Origin of the sequence: Sphingomonas mangrovi, from assembly GCF_047975845.1 — a bacterium.
Taxonomy (GTDB): domain Bacteria; phylum Pseudomonadota; class Alphaproteobacteria; order Sphingomonadales; family Sphingomonadaceae; genus Sphingomonas.
Map to the genome: position 1 here is coordinate 1 of NZ_JBIUCZ010000023.1, position 15,417 is coordinate 15,417.

General features: G+C 60.1%; 13 protein-coding genes. 12 read left to right on the forward strand and 1 reads right to left on the reverse strand.

Going from position 1 to position 15,417, the window contains the following annotated elements; all coding sequences use genetic code 11:
- The 8 genes from ACBY01_RS11665 to ACBY01_RS11700 all read left to right on the forward strand — a co-directional run.
- Positions 1–1,265, forward strand: a 1,265-nt coding sequence (locus tag ACBY01_RS11665; protein ID WP_416461031.1) for a hypothetical protein, incomplete at its 5' end; no start/stop codon positions are given.
- Positions 1,262–2,512, forward strand: coding sequence for a lipopolysaccharide biosynthesis protein (locus tag ACBY01_RS11670; protein WP_416461032.1), 1,251 nt, complete (start codon positions 1,262–1,264; stop codon positions 2,510–2,512). The genes ACBY01_RS11665 and ACBY01_RS11670, both read left to right, overlap by 4 nt.
- Positions 2,509–3,171: an acyltransferase gene (locus tag ACBY01_RS11675; RefSeq protein WP_416461033.1), complete on the forward strand. Its 663-nt coding sequence runs from the start codon at positions 2,509–2,511 to the stop codon at positions 3,169–3,171. The genes ACBY01_RS11670 and ACBY01_RS11675 overlap by 4 nt, the downstream gene beginning before the upstream one ends.
- Positions 3,158–4,285 (forward strand): NAD-dependent epimerase/dehydratase family protein, encoded by a 1,128-nt coding sequence (locus ACBY01_RS11680; protein WP_416461035.1) that lies wholly within the window; start codon positions 3,158–3,160, stop codon positions 4,283–4,285. Before ACBY01_RS11675 ends, ACBY01_RS11680 begins: the two co-directional genes overlap by 14 nt.
- On the forward strand, positions 4,282–5,298 hold the full coding sequence (locus tag ACBY01_RS11685) for a WaaS/CpsH family glycosyltransferase (RefSeq protein ID WP_416461037.1): 1,017 nt from the start codon (positions 4,282–4,284) through the stop codon (positions 5,296–5,298). The genes ACBY01_RS11680 and ACBY01_RS11685 overlap by 4 nt, the downstream gene beginning before the upstream one ends.
- A gap of 108 nt (positions 5,299–5,406) precedes the next feature.
- Positions 5,407–6,588, forward strand: a complete 1,182-nt coding sequence (locus ACBY01_RS11690; protein ID WP_416461038.1) for a hypothetical protein — start codon at positions 5,407–5,409, stop codon at positions 6,586–6,588.
- Entirely contained in the window at positions 6,585–7,490 is a 906-nt protein-coding gene (locus tag ACBY01_RS11695) for a glycosyltransferase family 2 protein (protein WP_416461039.1), read from the forward strand. The genes ACBY01_RS11690 and ACBY01_RS11695 overlap by 4 nt, the downstream gene beginning before the upstream one ends.
- A 7-nt stretch (positions 7,491–7,497) precedes the next feature.
- Positions 7,498–8,292, forward strand: a complete 795-nt coding sequence (locus ACBY01_RS11700; protein ID WP_416461040.1) for a glycosyltransferase — start codon at positions 7,498–7,500, stop codon at positions 8,290–8,292.
- 10 nt (positions 8,293–8,302) lie between these two features.
- Here ACBY01_RS11700 and ACBY01_RS11705 read toward each other — a convergent pair whose 3' ends face one another.
- The gene (locus ACBY01_RS11705; protein ID WP_416461041.1) at positions 8,303–9,604 is read right to left on the reverse strand and encodes a sugar transferase; all 1,302 of its coding nucleotides are present in this window, start codon (positions 9,602–9,604) and stop codon (positions 8,303–8,305) included.
- A 170-nt stretch (positions 9,605–9,774) separates the two neighbouring features.
- Here ACBY01_RS11705 and ACBY01_RS11710 point away from each other — a divergent pair, with 170 nt between their 5' ends.
- The 4 genes from ACBY01_RS11710 (at position 9,775) to ACBY01_RS11725 (ending at position 15,390) form a co-directional block, all read left to right on the forward strand.
- On the forward strand, positions 9,775–11,148 hold the full coding sequence (locus ACBY01_RS11710; RefSeq protein WP_416461042.1) for an O-antigen ligase family protein: 1,374 nt from the start codon (positions 9,775–9,777) through the stop codon (positions 11,146–11,148).
- Positions 11,149–11,209: 61 nt separating this feature from the next.
- Complete coding sequence (locus ACBY01_RS11715) at positions 11,210–11,926, forward strand: polysaccharide biosynthesis/export family protein (RefSeq protein WP_416461043.1); 717 nt, start codon at positions 11,210–11,212, stop codon at positions 11,924–11,926.
- 10 nt (positions 11,927–11,936) lie between these two features.
- The gene (locus ACBY01_RS11720) at positions 11,937–14,156 is read left to right on the forward strand and encodes a GumC family protein (protein WP_416461044.1); all 2,220 of its coding nucleotides are present in this window, start codon (positions 11,937–11,939) and stop codon (positions 14,154–14,156) included.
- Positions 14,157–14,208: 52 nt separating this feature from the next.
- On the forward strand, positions 14,209–15,390 hold the full coding sequence (locus ACBY01_RS11725) for a hypothetical protein (protein ID WP_416461045.1): 1,182 nt from the start codon (positions 14,209–14,211) through the stop codon (positions 15,388–15,390).
- Positions 15,391–15,417: the final 27 nt, after the last annotated feature.

A 15,417-nucleotide genomic window follows, 5' to 3' on the forward strand; every position in this document is an offset into this window, starting at 1 on the left:
GCGATCTGTGGTGGGACAGCATCCGCTTCGAAGTCTGCTATTGTCTTTACGATTGCCTGACGGGAGCGACCTATTCGCAGGCATTGCGGCCGGGTGGCCGATCACGCGCGATCGGTCGAGCCCGACGGGGGCTGGAACGTCTGGCTCTGTTCGCCGATGCAAGGTTGCGGCACCGCGACCTCATGGTCGTACGGGCCGCGCGATCCGTCGCCGCCGACAAACGGCGACACGATGTGGTTCTCGATCCGATCATCGATCTTCTACCCGATGCGCCGCTCGTGATCGATACGGTTCCGCGGCGCTACCACCTGCCCGATGTCGGGCATCTTCCGCCGGCAAATCTGGCAGCACGAATCGTACAGGTTCTCGACGCCTTGCTGGAAACGTTCGCGATTGACGAGCGGCATCGCCAGCCCCTGTTCGACCTGACGGCACAGGTACGTGCCGAATACACCTCGCAACTGGCGGGCTACCATAGGCTCTTCGCCGCCGCGCGACCGCGTGCGATCCTCATGGTTCAGAACGGCGTCGCCCGGTCGCTGTTCACCGCCGCCAATGTGCGTGGGATACCGACGGCGGAAGCGCAACATGGGCTGATCGGGTTTGGCCATCCGGGATATTCCTATCCGACGGGCGTCGATTACAGCCGACAGTCGGGTTTACCGAGCTTGTTTCTAACTTTCTCAAATTTCTGGAGCGAAGGAACCTACTATCCTGCCGGGCGGCATGTCGTTGTCGGCACGGATCATTTCGCTGCAGGCATGAAGTTTCCGCCGCAGGGGTTGGGCGTGATCATGGTCATCACTGCGGGCGTCTATCACGGCGAACTGATCGCGCTGACCCGCGACTTCGCGCGACAGCTACCTGCACGGCGGATCGTCTATAAGCTGCATCCGGGACAATGGCCTGACGAGTCAAGTATCCGAGCCGAGTTGGCCGATCTTCCCAATGTCGCGGTCGGATCGGCCAACATTCCCGCCGCCGCGATGATGGACGACGTAACCCATCTGGTGGCGATCCAGAGCACTGTCGTCTATGAGGCGCTCCAGACGGGCCGTCGGATTGTCATCGTGCCGCGCCAAAATTATCACTTGCACGCCGACATTTTCGATCGAAGCGAAGTTACGGTGGCTGAAAGTCCTGATGCAATGGCAAATGCGCTGGCCGTACCGGCGGACGGAGGGCCGGGGCCGCTATTCTTCGAACGCTTCGATCCGGTTCGGGTTCGAGCGCTGATCGAAACCGAATTACTGGGCCGACCGTGAAGCTGGGGCGCAATTTCGTCATTTATTTGGCGTCTAGCATTGCCGCAGGAGCACTGCCGCTGGTACTCATGCCTTTCCTGACCCACGCCTTGGCACCTGGCGAATATGGCGTGATGGTGACGGTCACGACAGTCGTTGCGCTGATCGGGCCGCTCGTGAACTGGGCGACGACCGCCTATATTGGCGTCCAGTATTTCAAGGTGCCGGCCGAGCTATTCCCATCGACACTTTCGTCGGTCTTGATACTGCCGATCGTTAATGTGGCGGTTCTGCTGGCCGTGTTTTTGCTTGCACGCGGGCCGATGTCGGCATGGCTGGACATCCCGCCAGCTTGGGTCGCGATCATTCCGGTGATGTCGCTGCTGCTGTTCCTGCCCCTGATGGCGCAGACGATCCTGGCAATGCGCGACCGTGCCATCGGTTTTGCCGCGATCGAAATATCGGGGGCGGCGATCAACTTCGTTATGACGATCGCGTTCGTGCTGTGGCTGGGATGGGGATGGGAAGGGCGGATCGTTGCCGCAATCGTAGCCAGCACCACGTTGACCGCAATCGCACTCATCTGGTTCGTGCGCCGCGGCTTCTTGAGGCGCCACTTCATGGACGATGTCTTTCGCGATGCGTTGCGATTTGGCGCCGGCGGCGTAGCGCATGACCTTGCCAATAATGCGCTACGCCTAGGCGACAGGCTATTGATCGTGACGCTGGTCGGCCAAGCGGCGGTGGGCACCTATGCCGTGGCGGTGCAATGGACGACAATCATGCTGACGGTGCTGACCGCGTTCAACCGCGCCTGGGTGCCGTTTCTATTCAGGTCACTTGCCGATGATACGCCTGCCGCTCGTCAGCGTATTGTGCGTTATACCTATCTTGTCTGGCTGGGGCTGCTGGCCTTCTGGCTGCTGTTCACGCTGGCCACGCCGATTGGTTATAATCTTTTAGTAGACCAGCGCTATCATGGATCTATAGGCGCTGCATTCTGGCTCAGCTTGGGCTTGTTCTTCAACGGTATCTATCTGACCGTCGTCAATTACCTGTTCTACCTCAAAAAAACACATATCCTGGCGTGCGTGACCGTCTGCAACCTAATCCTGAACATGAGTCTCGCCTATGGCCTGATCGGAATTTATGGTTCGGTGGGCGCGGCGCTGGCGTTTGCGGTTACCGCGTTCGTCGTGATGGTTCTGACGTTCGGGATCAGCCAGCGATTATACCCGATGCCCTGGCTGCGTGGACTGGCGCGATGAGAGCCACCCGTGTCCTGCGACGGCTGCTCGCCATGTCGCCATCGCGCCGTCGCCAATGGCTGACGCTCAAGCGCGATCGTTTCATAACTGCGGTGTTTCATGCGCGGCGACTGCGGCGGCTCGGGCAGGCGACGATCGTTCAAAATCCGTTGTTCTGGACCCCCGAGTTCGTCGAGCTTGGAAACCGCGTCCTGATTTGGCCAGGCTGCCGTATTGAGGGAGTTTCACAGTTCGCGAACCGTTTCTACCTGCCCGCCATCACTATCGGCGATAATGTCAATATACAACAGGGGTGCCATATCACATTCGCAGGTGAGTTGGTTATTGGCTCAGACAGTGCAATCCTGGCTGGAGCGCTGATAACAGACATCGACCATTCCTACCACGCTATTGATATTAACTTGAATGATCAACCTATAGTAGTTCAAACAACTAGAATTGGTCGTTTTTGCGTTGTGGGGGCAGGTGCTCGTATTTTGGCGGGGACGGTCATGGGTGATAATTGCGTAATCGGCGCCAATTCAGTCGTACGCGGCAAGTTTCCTGACCGATGCGTGATCGCTGGCGCTCCGGCACGAATCATCCGGCGCTTCGATCCTGAGGCCGCCGAGTGGCGAAAGACAGATGCGAAGGGCAAATTTCTCGATGGCAACAAATAACACCCTCATCACCGGCGGTGCCGGCTTCATCGGATCGCGCTTGGCCATCGCGCTCGTAGCGCAGGGCCACCAGGTTACTGTGCTCGACAACTTTTCGCCGCAGATTCACGGGGAAAATCCCGGCCGGGGCCTTCTGCCACCCGAAGTGCGGGTACTGCGGGGCGACGTGCGGTCGCGTGACGATCTCGCCGCGGCGCTTGAGGGGCAGACGGCGGTCGTTCACCTTGCCGCCGAAACCGGAACCGGCCAGTCGATGTATGAGATCGCGCGCTATAGCGAGGTCAATGTGGGCGGCACCGCCGAGTTGCTCGATCTGCTGACCAACACGCCGCATTCGGTCGAGCGGATCGTTATTGCGTCGTCGCGCGCGATCTATGGTGAGGGCAAGCATCAGTGCGCGGAACATGGTGTCGTCTATCCGCTCGCCCGCGCAGAAGCCGATATGGCGGCAGGCGACTTTGCCGCCAAGTGCCCGATCTGCGGCGTCGCGACCGAATGCGTGCCCACCGACGAGAATAGCCGCATCCACCCTACCTCGGTTTATGGGATCACCAAACAGGTACAGGAACAACTGGTCCTCACCGTGGGAGAGAGCCTGGGGCTGCATGCGGTCGCGCTGCGGTATCAGAACGTCTACGGTCCGGGCCAGTCGTTGAAAAATCCGTATACGGGTATCCTGTCGATCTTCTCGACGCAGTTGCGCAACGGCGGCGGGCTGACCGTGTTCGAGGACGGGCGTGAAAGCCGTGACTTCGTTTATGTCGACGATGTCGTGGCGGCGACGATGCGTGCGTTGGAAAGCCCGGCGGCGGCGGGGCTTGCGATCAACGTCGGCAGCGGCGTGCGCACCGATGTGTCGACCGTTGCGCACACGATCAAGGAACTACTCGATGCACCCGGTGCGATCGAGGTCACGGGCAATTTTCGCTTGGGCGACATTCGCGACAATTTCGCCGATATGACCCGTGCGCGTGAAGTGCTCGATTTTACGCCGACGGTCGATTTCGCGACTGGCATCGCCCGGTTCATCGGCTGGGTACAGGGTGAGGAATTGGCGGAAGACCGGTTCGCCCGGTCGATCGACGAGCTGAAGGCGAGGGGCCTCTATCGATGATGCCCGTTGCCGGGCAGCGCATCCTTCTGATCGGAATCGGCTTCTATGATTACGAGGCGGCGATCGCGGCCGAATTCCGGGCACTGGGTGCCGAGGTCAGGGTCGAGAACGAGCAACCGCCTGAATTGCGCGGGTGGCTGGCGCCGCTTCGCCGGCGTGTGAAGTCGGATGACGGCGCCGCGACGTCACGGCACCTGCACGCCATGCGCGAACGCGCGCGGACGATCGGAAAGCTGGACCATGTCGTCGTCATCAAGGGCACACGATTGGACGAGGCGTTCCTGCGGGGGTTGCGGGCGGACAATCCGGGCGTTCGGCTGACCGCCTATCACTGGGATTCGATGGCACGTTTTCCCGAATTGTTGCGACGTCAGGCATTGTTCGATCGCGTGTTGACGTTCGACCATGCCGACGCAGCCGCCAATCCAGATTTCGTTCTACGTCCGTTGTTTTTTCGGCCCGAGCTTGCCGTGCCCGCCTCGGCGACAACGATCGACATTTCCTTTGTCGGATGGCTTCATCACGATCGGCTGCGTCAGGTCGAGCAGGTGCGTGCGCAGGCGGACACGCTCAGATTGACCAGTGACTTCTACCTGTCGACCGGTGGCTGGACCGCGACGAAGCTGAGGCTAAAGCGACGTGGGCAAGGCGTGCATTCACGCGCGCAGCCTTTCGATCGCTATGTGGCAACCAGTCTGGCATCGCGCGGGATACTCGACCTGCCGCATCCGCAACAGACGGGGCTGACAATGCGTGCGATCGAGGCGATCGGGGCTGGGCGCAAGCTTATCACGACGGGGGTGGATATCCGGCGTTACGACTTCTATCAGCCGGAGAACATTGCCATTATCGACCCGGTGGTGCCGCAACTCGATCCGGCATTTCTGGGTGCTCCCATGGCTCTGGTCGATCCGGCGATCATCGAGCGTTACAGCCTGCGTGGCTGGGCACTCGACGTGCTGGGGGTCACCGAGCCGACGAGCTTCATGCGAGATCCCTTGCCGACCACCTGAATTCGACCGCGTGTCGGTGCGGCCTTTCCGCGTTGGCAAAGACGCCTTACGGACCTTGCAATCTCCAGGCTGTCGTCGGCCCCAAAGGGACCATGCATGATTCGATTAATGTCGTTCGTGGCGATTGCGTTGATCGTCGACATCGTATTCCTGGGCCCGCTTGGCGTGCGGATCTATGGCATACCTGTTCGTCATGTCCTGATCGCGTCCCTCGTCGTCATCTCGATCGTCCCGACGATCGGACAGCGGATGAAGATGACGTGGCAGGTATTGCTGTTTCTGGGCATCGGGCTGTTTCTCGTCATATGGGGTGGGATCGTCCCACAGACCACGGGCGTCCAGCTAAAGATGACGCTGGCCGAAGTACAGCCGATTGCCGCGATTTTCCTGATCCTGCCATTCTATCATCTGCTCCGTTACAACGGCGCGGAATTCTATCTCAAGATAGCCAGACGATGCATATTCGTAATGGCAGTTATAGTCATAATCGTATGGTTCGCGTCGAACGTGTTTGGAAATGTCGGTGTCGGCATGGCAATGCGTAAATTCTATATTTCTATGAACGATACCGAACTTGGCGTTTATATAGGCCCCCTAGGCGACGGATCGTTCCGCGTCATGCTGATCAATTTTATCATGTTCCCATTGATTCTATGCTATTATAATTGGGAAGATACAGACCTTGGGTGGTCGGCATTTTATGCGCTCGCCATTTTTGCAACCGGGACGCGCGCTTTCCTTGGCGTGTGGGCACTGATCGTTGGCATATCTTTGCTGCGCCGGCGACCTGCCTTGGCGGTGCCGCTGCTGGTTGTGGTGACCGGCGTTGCCTTTGCCTATATGGGAAGCATGCAGCGGCTTCGTGTGTTCGAGGTGGGCAGCGAACTTGGCGCTACGTCTGTGCGCTATCTGCAATATTTCTCGCTGATGCAGCTTTTCTGGCAATATCCGATGTTCGGCGCCGGACTTGGCGCCAATGCGATTTTGATCCGATCGGTAGATGCGCCTTATAGTTATGAACTGACCTATGTGGCGCTGCTTGCCAAGCTGGGGATCGTCGGCAGTGGTGTGGTGGTCTCAACCCTTGTGATGTGGACATCCTACCTGATGAAGCGAACGCAGAACTGGACGAGCATTCTGAGCTTGGCGGCTGCGATCTTCCTCATGACCTCGACCAATCCCTACCTCATTAACTTGGTCGGCATGACGATTATGGCCTTTGTCATCGCACTGGGCGCACAGGGCGATCACCGCCGGACTGCGCTGCTGCCGGGAAGGCCACAACCATGATGCCGAATGCCAATGCCGGCCGGGGCAAGGTGCTGATCCTGCTATCCACCTGGAACGGCACCCGCTACCTGACAGCCCAGATCGATTCACTGCTGGCACAGGACGTGGATGGCGGCATCCACATCCTCGTTCGCGACGACGGATCATCCGACGGCACGATCGACGATATCCGAAATCTGGGCGACCCTCGGATCGAGCTTGTCGAGGGCGAAAATCTTGGTGCGCGGGGAAGCTTCTTCTCATTACTGCGAATGGCGCAGGCGCGGGACGCCGAATTCGTGGCGCTTTGCGATCAGGACGACGTCTGGCGTGTCGATAAGCTGGCCCGTGCGATAGCGATGGTGGGAAGCGAACAACCCGCGCTCTATGCCTCCAGTCTCGACCTGGTCGACGACAACCTCGCGTCACTGGGAAAATATACGCATCCCGGCGACCGGTCGTTCACGGCGACGCTGTTCGTCAATTTCGTGACCGGATGCACATGCGTGATGAACCGGACATTCCTCCAGCGTCTCGTTTTCCCGCAGGACGATGCGGCGGTGCTGATGCATGACTGGTGGCTGGCAAGCATCGCGACGCTGGGCGCGCGTATCGTCTACGATCCGGTTTCGGGGATTCAATATCGTCAGCACGCTGCCAACCATGTCGGCATTCGGATGGGGGTGGGCAAGATCGTCGAGAAAGGGCGAAGTTTGATGCGGCGCAAATCGGGGCCCACACGCTTCGACCATGCTGGTCAGTTCCTCAGGGCGGCTGAAAACCGAATGTCCGACGATCAGCAGCTCATCGTGCGGGATTTCCTGCGTACCGAACATTCGCGCGTCCGCAGAATGCGGTTCGTGCGGACGCACCGCCTGGAAATCGATCTCCCCCGCAAGCTCCTGTTCGTGCTCTTTGGTTGACCTCTCCATGAACCCGCTCCCGCCCCATCCAGTGTCCGCGTCGTCGACGGACGGCCCGACGATCTCGCTGTCGGTGGTCAGCCATAGCCAGGGACGGCTGATCGCCAGCCTGCTCGACGATCTTGCCAAATCGGACTGGCATGGGGGATCGCCGTTCGAAGTCATCGTGACGATCAATATCCCGGAAGACGAAGCATGGTTGCCGTCGTCGCCGCCATTTCCCCTCAAAGTGCTTCGCAACGCCCGGCCAAAGGGGTTCGGCGCCAATCACAATGCTGCGTTCCGGGCAGCGCGCGGCGCATTCTTCGCCGTCGTAAATCCCGACATTCGGTTGGCCGATTTCCGTGTGGCGGACCTGCTGGCAGCCCTCGAACTACCGGATGCCGGGGTCTGCGGGCCAGTGGTACTGGCGCCCGGTGGAAAGCTGGAGGACAGTGCCCGCCGCTTTCCGACGATCGCCGGACTGGCGCGTCGCCGGTTGCGGCGACGTCAGCCCGAAGCGGCGGGGTCGGATTATTCGCCGCCTGCCGGTGTTCTGCCGGTCGACTGGCTGGCGGGTATGTTCCTGCTGTTTCCGGCGCCTGTCTATCGAGCGATCGGCGGGTTCGACGAACGCTTTTTCATGTACCTCGAGGATGTCGAAATCTCGAGGTTTCTGCGTCGTCGCGGACTGCGCACCCTGTGGGTCGGGACCACCGCCGTCGTTCACGACGCATCGCGTGCCAGCCATCGCAGCCTTCGCCACATGCGCTATCACCTGGTGAGCGCGGCGCGCTACTTCCTGCTCAATCCCTGCCGGTAGACAGTCGCGGCTAGCGTGAGCCGAAGCCGGTCAGCATGGTTCTGATCGTGCGCATCACGACGATGAAATCGATCCAGAGAGAAAAGTTCTTGATATAATAGAAATCGAAATTGAGCTTTTCGCGGACCTGCGCGACGTCGGCAACATGCCCCTGATGGACCTGCGCCCAACCCGTGATGCCGGGACGCACGATGTGCCGGTAATGGTAGAACGGGATTTCACTTTCGTACCAGCGCGACAGGATCTCTGCCTCGGGACGCGGCCCGATCCAGCTCATTTCCCCGCGCAATACGTTGATCAATTGGGGTAATTCATCGACGCGGCTATGACGCAAGAACCGGCCGATGCCGGTAATCCGCTGATCGTTGTCCTTGGTCATTGCAGCGTCGCGCACCGCCGACTGATCGACATGCCGCGCGACCGTCATGGTGCGCAGCTTGTAGACCTTGAACGGCCTTCCCCGATAGCCGATCCGGGTCTGTCTGAAGATCACCGGTCCCGATGAATCCAGTCGTATGACTATGCCGACGACGATCAACAGCGGCAGCAACGCGACGAGCGCGACGAGCGCCGCTATCCAGTCGAACGCATGTTTCGCCGTCATATAGGCATAAAGCGGGCTGAGCGTGCCGAAGTTGTTTTCCGAAATCCGTTCAATTTCGACCCTTCCGGTCAATGACTCGCGTAGATGCTTCGAATGATAGACCGGGATCCCCTGCAGGGCGAGCGATGCCAGCTTTCGTTCCCATTCGTCGGACAGATCGCTCCAAAGATCGACGCTGACCGAATTCAGACCTTCGAGTGGGGCGTCGGGCGTATCGAGCAGTCGCCATTCGACGCCCGGCGTTTCGATAAGACGGGCATATTCTCCTTCCTTTACGACGCCGATGCGAAGCAATATCCGGCGACGAAGCAGAGTATGAATGACGAATGAAACCAGGATGCTCGCTGCAAACGCGCTCGTCAGGAGCAGCCGGCTGTAAGGTATCCGGAACAGGATAAGCATTACGAGCAAGATGCCATAGGCGACGCAGAAGGCCGGCACGGCGTAGAAAGATTCCTCTACGCCGGGATAATTCCTTATCCCGCGAAGAATATATATCCCAATAGACGATGCGATCGAGCAGCTTGCGGCACTATAAAGCAATGTCGTCGGGCTATCGCGCATCGACGGAAATACAATCGGCAAAAACATCGACAGGAACACGATGATGGCGATCAGCAACAAAACTTGAAAGCGAAGCAGGAATGCGAGCGAACGCCCGCTAATGCGCCTTTTGCGCAGCGCATCTTGATACATGAAAGGTTTCATCGTCTTACGCCGTCAAAAATAATAACTGTTTATCTTGACGAAGGATGGAAGTTCTATCATCAACCGCACACATGATGAAGGCGTATCTCCGCGCGCACTGGGCATACCTGTGCATGGACGTTTCGGCCAGCGCGATTGCGATTTCGCATTGCCACGCCTAGGAGGCAGGCATGTCGACGCGCCATCGTTCCGTTCGCCGCGCACGCCCTAGCCTTTCGTTTGGCCTTTTGTCGACCTTGTTGGTCGTGCTGTGCCTTGCCGGGGGAGCGTCACGCCCTGACGTGCTGGGCCAGTCAGTGGTCCGGGCGATATCGGCGCTGGCGATCATCGCGACAATTGTCTTTGCGCAGCGGACGCAGGAAGATACGCCGCGCGCATTATTCTATCTGCTAGCGGGGATCGTGGCGTTGCCCTTGCTGCAACTCGTGCCGCTACCGCCAGAGCTTTGGCAGGCGCTTCCCGGTCGTGGCGTCTTCAGCGCCGCCGTGACGGGCGCGCAGCCCTGGCGACCGATGGCGATCGAGCCGGCGGCGGCCCTGAATGCGGCGGGTTCCCTGATCGTACCCTCTGCCATCGTCATCGTCGCGGCGGGGGTGGCGCGAAGCGAATGGGAACGGATACTTGCGGTCATTCTAATAATCGCAGGCGTCTCGGCACTGGTGGCGCTTCTTCAGGTGTCCGGCAACCCTGTTGGCAATCCGCTCGTCAATTTTACATCGGGGGCGGTAAGCGGCCTGTTTGCCAATCGTAACCATTTCGCCCTGTTCCTGGCGCTGGGCTGTCTCGTCGCGCCGGTATGGGCCGTACAGAACGGCGATCAGGCTTCATGGCGAATGCCGTTTGCCGCGGGCGTGATGCTATTCTTCTTCCTGGTTATTCTGGCCAGCGGCTCGCGCGCGGGAATCCTGACCGGTTTCCTGGGATCGGTAATCGGGGTGGCCCTGATCCGTCGCGAGATACGGCACGCGCTTCGATGGATGCCAAGGTGGGGCGTCATGGGGGTGGGTGTGGGCGTGGTTGCGTTCATCGCAGTGTTGGTCTGGCTCAGTATCGCGTCTGATCGTGCGGCGTCCGTCAATCGCGTTATCGCGATGACCTCGAGCGAGGATATGCGTACGCGGGCCTTTCCGGTCGTCATGCAGATGATCGGCACCTATCTGCCGATCGGTTCGGGCATGGGCAGCTTCGACGCGCTGTTCCGTCTGCATGAACCGTTCTCGCTTCTGAAGCCGACCTATTTCAACCACGCGCACAATGATTTCGTGGAAGTGGTGCTTGATGGCGGCATTCCTGCGATCGCGCTGCTTCTGGCGGCGCTCGGTTGGTGGGTGGCCGCCAGCCTACGCGTTTGGCGCGCCCGGCCGTCGTCGGTATCGAACCCCGGTCGATTGGGATCCTCTTCGTTGCTGTTGATCTTGATCGCCAGCCTCTTCGACTATCCTGCGCGGACGCCGATGATCATGGCGATGACCGCACTGGCTGCTGTCTGGCTGGGCAAGAGTGCCTATGCAGTGGCGCTAAAGAGCCGTTCCGAGGCGGCATAGGCTGCTTTACCGCGCGAAGGGCAGCATCTATAGCGCCCATGTTTTACAGCCCAGGATCACTATGCGCGCCCGCGAGATTTGTATTGCCCTGTGTGTTGCGCTCGCGACAAGCGGATGCGCGCAGCGTGCGCCTCTGCGCTCGACCGAGACTTTGACTGTTGTTCCCGATACATCGGCGCTGCCCGAGCCAACCAGAGCGGACCTGATTGCGGCCGATCGCCCGGCGTTGATCGGACCGCTCGACACGATCGAAGTCGAGGTCATCAACATTCCGGAATCCAGTCGCGAGATACAGGTCGATGCAAGCGGGCGCATCGCGATGCCCCTGGCGGGCACGATCTATGCCGGCGCCAAGACTGCGGAAGAGCTTGCGCGCACGATCGAGGACGGGCTGCGTCGTCGTTATGTCCGGGATCCGCAGGTCGTCGTGAACATCAAAAGTTCGGTCAGCCAGGTCGTAACGATCAACGGTCAGGTTCAGGAGCCGGGGCTGTATCCGGTGACCAACCAGATGACGTTGATCCGTGCGATCGCGTCCGCCAAGGGCCTCAGCGAGTTCGCGCGACAGGAAGATGTGGTCATCCTACGGACCGTGAATGGTCGTCGTATGGCCGGCCTGTATAACATCAATGCGATCGAGCAGGGCCTCTATACCGATCCGCCGGTTTACGCCAACGACCTGATCGTCGTCGGTGACTCGCCGCAACGTCGCCTATTCCGTGATCTCGTTGCGCTCTCGCCGCTGCTTGCCGCGCCGCTGATCACGATCTTGAATTAAGGTTCGTCCCGTGAACGTGACCCCCACAAACATCAAGACCGACGCTTCGCCGATGGCGTTCCCCCAGCCCGACGCTGCGGCCATCTCGGAAGGCGAAGGGATTCCGCTGGCGCGCTACTATCTGCGGATCGCACTGCGCTGGCGTTACGTTATTCTCGGCGCGACGGTCGTTTGCGGCTTTCTTGGCCTTATCGTCACGCTGTTGCTGACCCCGCAATACACGGCATCGACGACGATCGAGATTTCACGGGAATCCGACCGCGTTACCAATTTCCAGAACGTCAATCCTGAAACGAGCATCGCCGATCAGGAATTTTACCAGACGCAATATGGCCTTTTAAAATCGCGCTCGCTGTCCGAGCGCGTCGCGGCTCAGCTGCGGCTTGCGGACAATGCCAATTTCTTCGAAATGTTCGGGACCGATAGCGACAGCCAAGCTTTCGAGCAGGTTTCGGGCCGATACAACGCCAAAGGTCGACTGACCCGTCTTCGGGTCGCTGGCGAGCTGTTGCGCGCGCATCTGCGCATCGATCCGGCACAGCTTTCACGGTTGGTCGATATCCGTTTCACCAGCCCCAATCCCGGCTTGTCGGCGCGGATCGCGAACGCATATGCTGAGAATTTCATCAAAATCAATCTGGAGCGCAAGGTTCAGGCGACCTCCTATGGGCGCGAACTGCTGCAGCGTCAGATCGCGCAGGCCAAGGTGCGTCTCGACGAATCCCAGCGCCAGCTGGTCGGCTATGCCACGGCCCAGCGGATCATCAACCTGCCCGGACAGTCGAGCGGATCTGGTGCGACGTCGGAGCGATCAATCGTCGCCGACGAACTGCAGGCATTGAACACCGCGCTGTCTCAGGCAATCGCCGACCGCGTGCAGGCCGAGGCGAGCTATCGCGAACGAGGCCGGGGGGGAGCGTCCAGCGACGCGTTGCGTAACCCGGCGATCAACGCACTGCGCCAGCGGCGTGCCGAACTTGCTGCCGATTACCAGCGGATGATGGTGCAGTTCGAACCCGAATATCCGCCGGCGCGTGCCATTCAGGCGCAGTTGGACCAGCTCGATCGGAGCATCACGCGAGAAGAGACCCGCGTTTCCGGATCGTCGGAAGCGGATTATCGCGCTGCACAGGCTCGCGAAGAACAACTGCGGGCGCGTGTCGAACGGCTGAAGTCGAGCTATCTCGATCTGCGGACGCGCAGCATCCAATACAATATTTATCAGCAGGAAGTGGATACCAACCGCGCCCTCTACGATGCCCTACTGCAACGCTTCAAGGAGATCGGCGTAGCTGGCGGCGTCGGCGTCAACAACATCGCCATCGTCGACAATGCCGACGTGCCCGAAGCGCCTTCGAGCCCGCGGATCATGCTCAATCTGGCATTGGCTATCTTTGCCGGCTTGGGTCTCGGCTCGCTCCTGGCCTTTATTCTCGAGCAGCTCGACGATGCGATCGCGGATCCCGAAGAAGTCGAACAGCGGCTTGGATTGCCGTTGCTCGGCACCGTTCCGAAGGTCGAGGGACTTGCGCCGCGCGATGCGCTGCTCGATCGGAAGTCGGAACTGGTCGAAGCCTATCTGGCGATCCATACCAGCCTTGCCTTTGCGACCGAGCATGGCGTGCCACGATCGCTAGCGGTGACGTCGACGCGTCCGGCGGAAGGCAAGTCGACGACTGCGCTGGCGCTGACGACGATGCTGGCACGCGCGCACAAGTCGGTGATTCTGATCGACGGCGATATGCGGTCGCCATCGGTCCATGCGCTGGCTGGCATCGATCACGAGATCGGGCTGTCCAACTTCCTGGCCGGCCAGGAGGCGCTGGAGCCGATGATCTTCAAGATGGAGGATCTGGGCTTCTCGATCATGACTGCGGGCCCATTGCCGCCCAACGCCGCCGAACTGCTGACCGGAAATCGTTTGACGATCCTGATCGAACGGCTGCTTCAGACCTTCGATCATGTGGTGATCGACTCTCCGCCGATCATGGGATTAGCTGACGCACCGCTAATCGCAAGCCGTGTCGAGGGTGTCGTCTATGCGGTGGAATCGCACCATATCCGGTCGACCGTAGTGAAGACCGCACTCGCTCGCCTGCGCGGCGCGCATGCACGCATTTTCGGCGCGGTTCTGACCAAGTTCGAGACGAAGAAGGCGTCGTACGGCTACGGCTATGAATATGGCTATGGCTATGGTCGCGACGACAGCGGACGGACAAAGGCATCCTGACGATATGGCGCGGCGCGAGCCCATCTTGCCCCGGCGATCCGCCAAGGAGTGGATGGCCCGCGGCGCCCTGGCGCTGCTGGTGGCGACGACCGGATATGTAACCGTCGCCCAGAGCTTTGCGGAAACCGTCGCACGACGCAATCCGGCGCTCGGTTATGCAATGGCGCCCGCTAAGGGACAGCTCGCAGCGGAACTGGCGGAAAAGCAGTTCAAGGCGATGCCGACGGGTGACGCGGGGTCCAGTGCGGCCCGGTTATCCCTGGAAGCGCTTCGGCATGATCCCACGGCGGTGAAAGCGGTCGCGGTACTGGGCCTTCAGGCCCAGTTGCGTGGCGATGTCGCAGCGGCGCGACGTGAATTCGCTTATTCGCAGCTGCTGTCACGGCGCGACTTCGCAACCCAGCTATGGGCGGTTGAAGACGCGGTCGCACGTGGTGATATTCCCGGTGCGCTGCGTCATTACGACATCGCGCTTCGTACGACGCGGGCGGCCGCCGATGTCATGTTCCCGGTACTTGCCGGAGCGATCAGCGATCCACGGATCCGAGCGAACCTTGTCGCAACCATGGCGCGCAAGCCGGTCTGGTCGAAAGCCTTTATCGACTATCTTGTCGATCACGGTTCCGATGTCCGGGCCACGGGCGCGCTTTATGCCGATCTGCGGCGCGTCGATGTGCCGATTTCCACTGAGGCAGACGCCGCCGTGGTCAAGGGTTTCCTTGCTGACGATGCCGCAAGCGCATGGCGCTATTACGCATCGATCCGCCGCGAGGTGGATCCCAGACGATTGCGTGATCCGGGTTTTACCGCGAATCTGACAACACCGACACCGTTCGACTGGACGGCGACCACAGATCCCAATCTTGCGGCATCATTCCAACGCCATGGCGATGGCGGCGTCTTCGATTTCGCAACGGTAGCGGGAGCGGCGGGATTGTTGTTGCATCAGATACAGATGCTGCCAGCAGGGCAATATCGCCTGGATGGGCATAGCATCGGGATCGATCAGCCCGATGCTATGCGACCCTATTGGACATTGACCTGTCGGGGCGGCAGTGAAATTGGTCGCGTCCCGGTGCCGAACTCCAGTCTGGCCAACGGCCAGTTCTCTGGCACGTTCACGGTGCCGGCAGGATGCCCGGTGCAGGTACTGGCGCTTCTGGCCAGCCCCACCGATCAGATTTCCGGGGTTTCTGGTCAGTTCGACCGGGTCCGATTGGCACCTGCGCGATAAGGTGGCACTGTGGCTGGACACGACTTC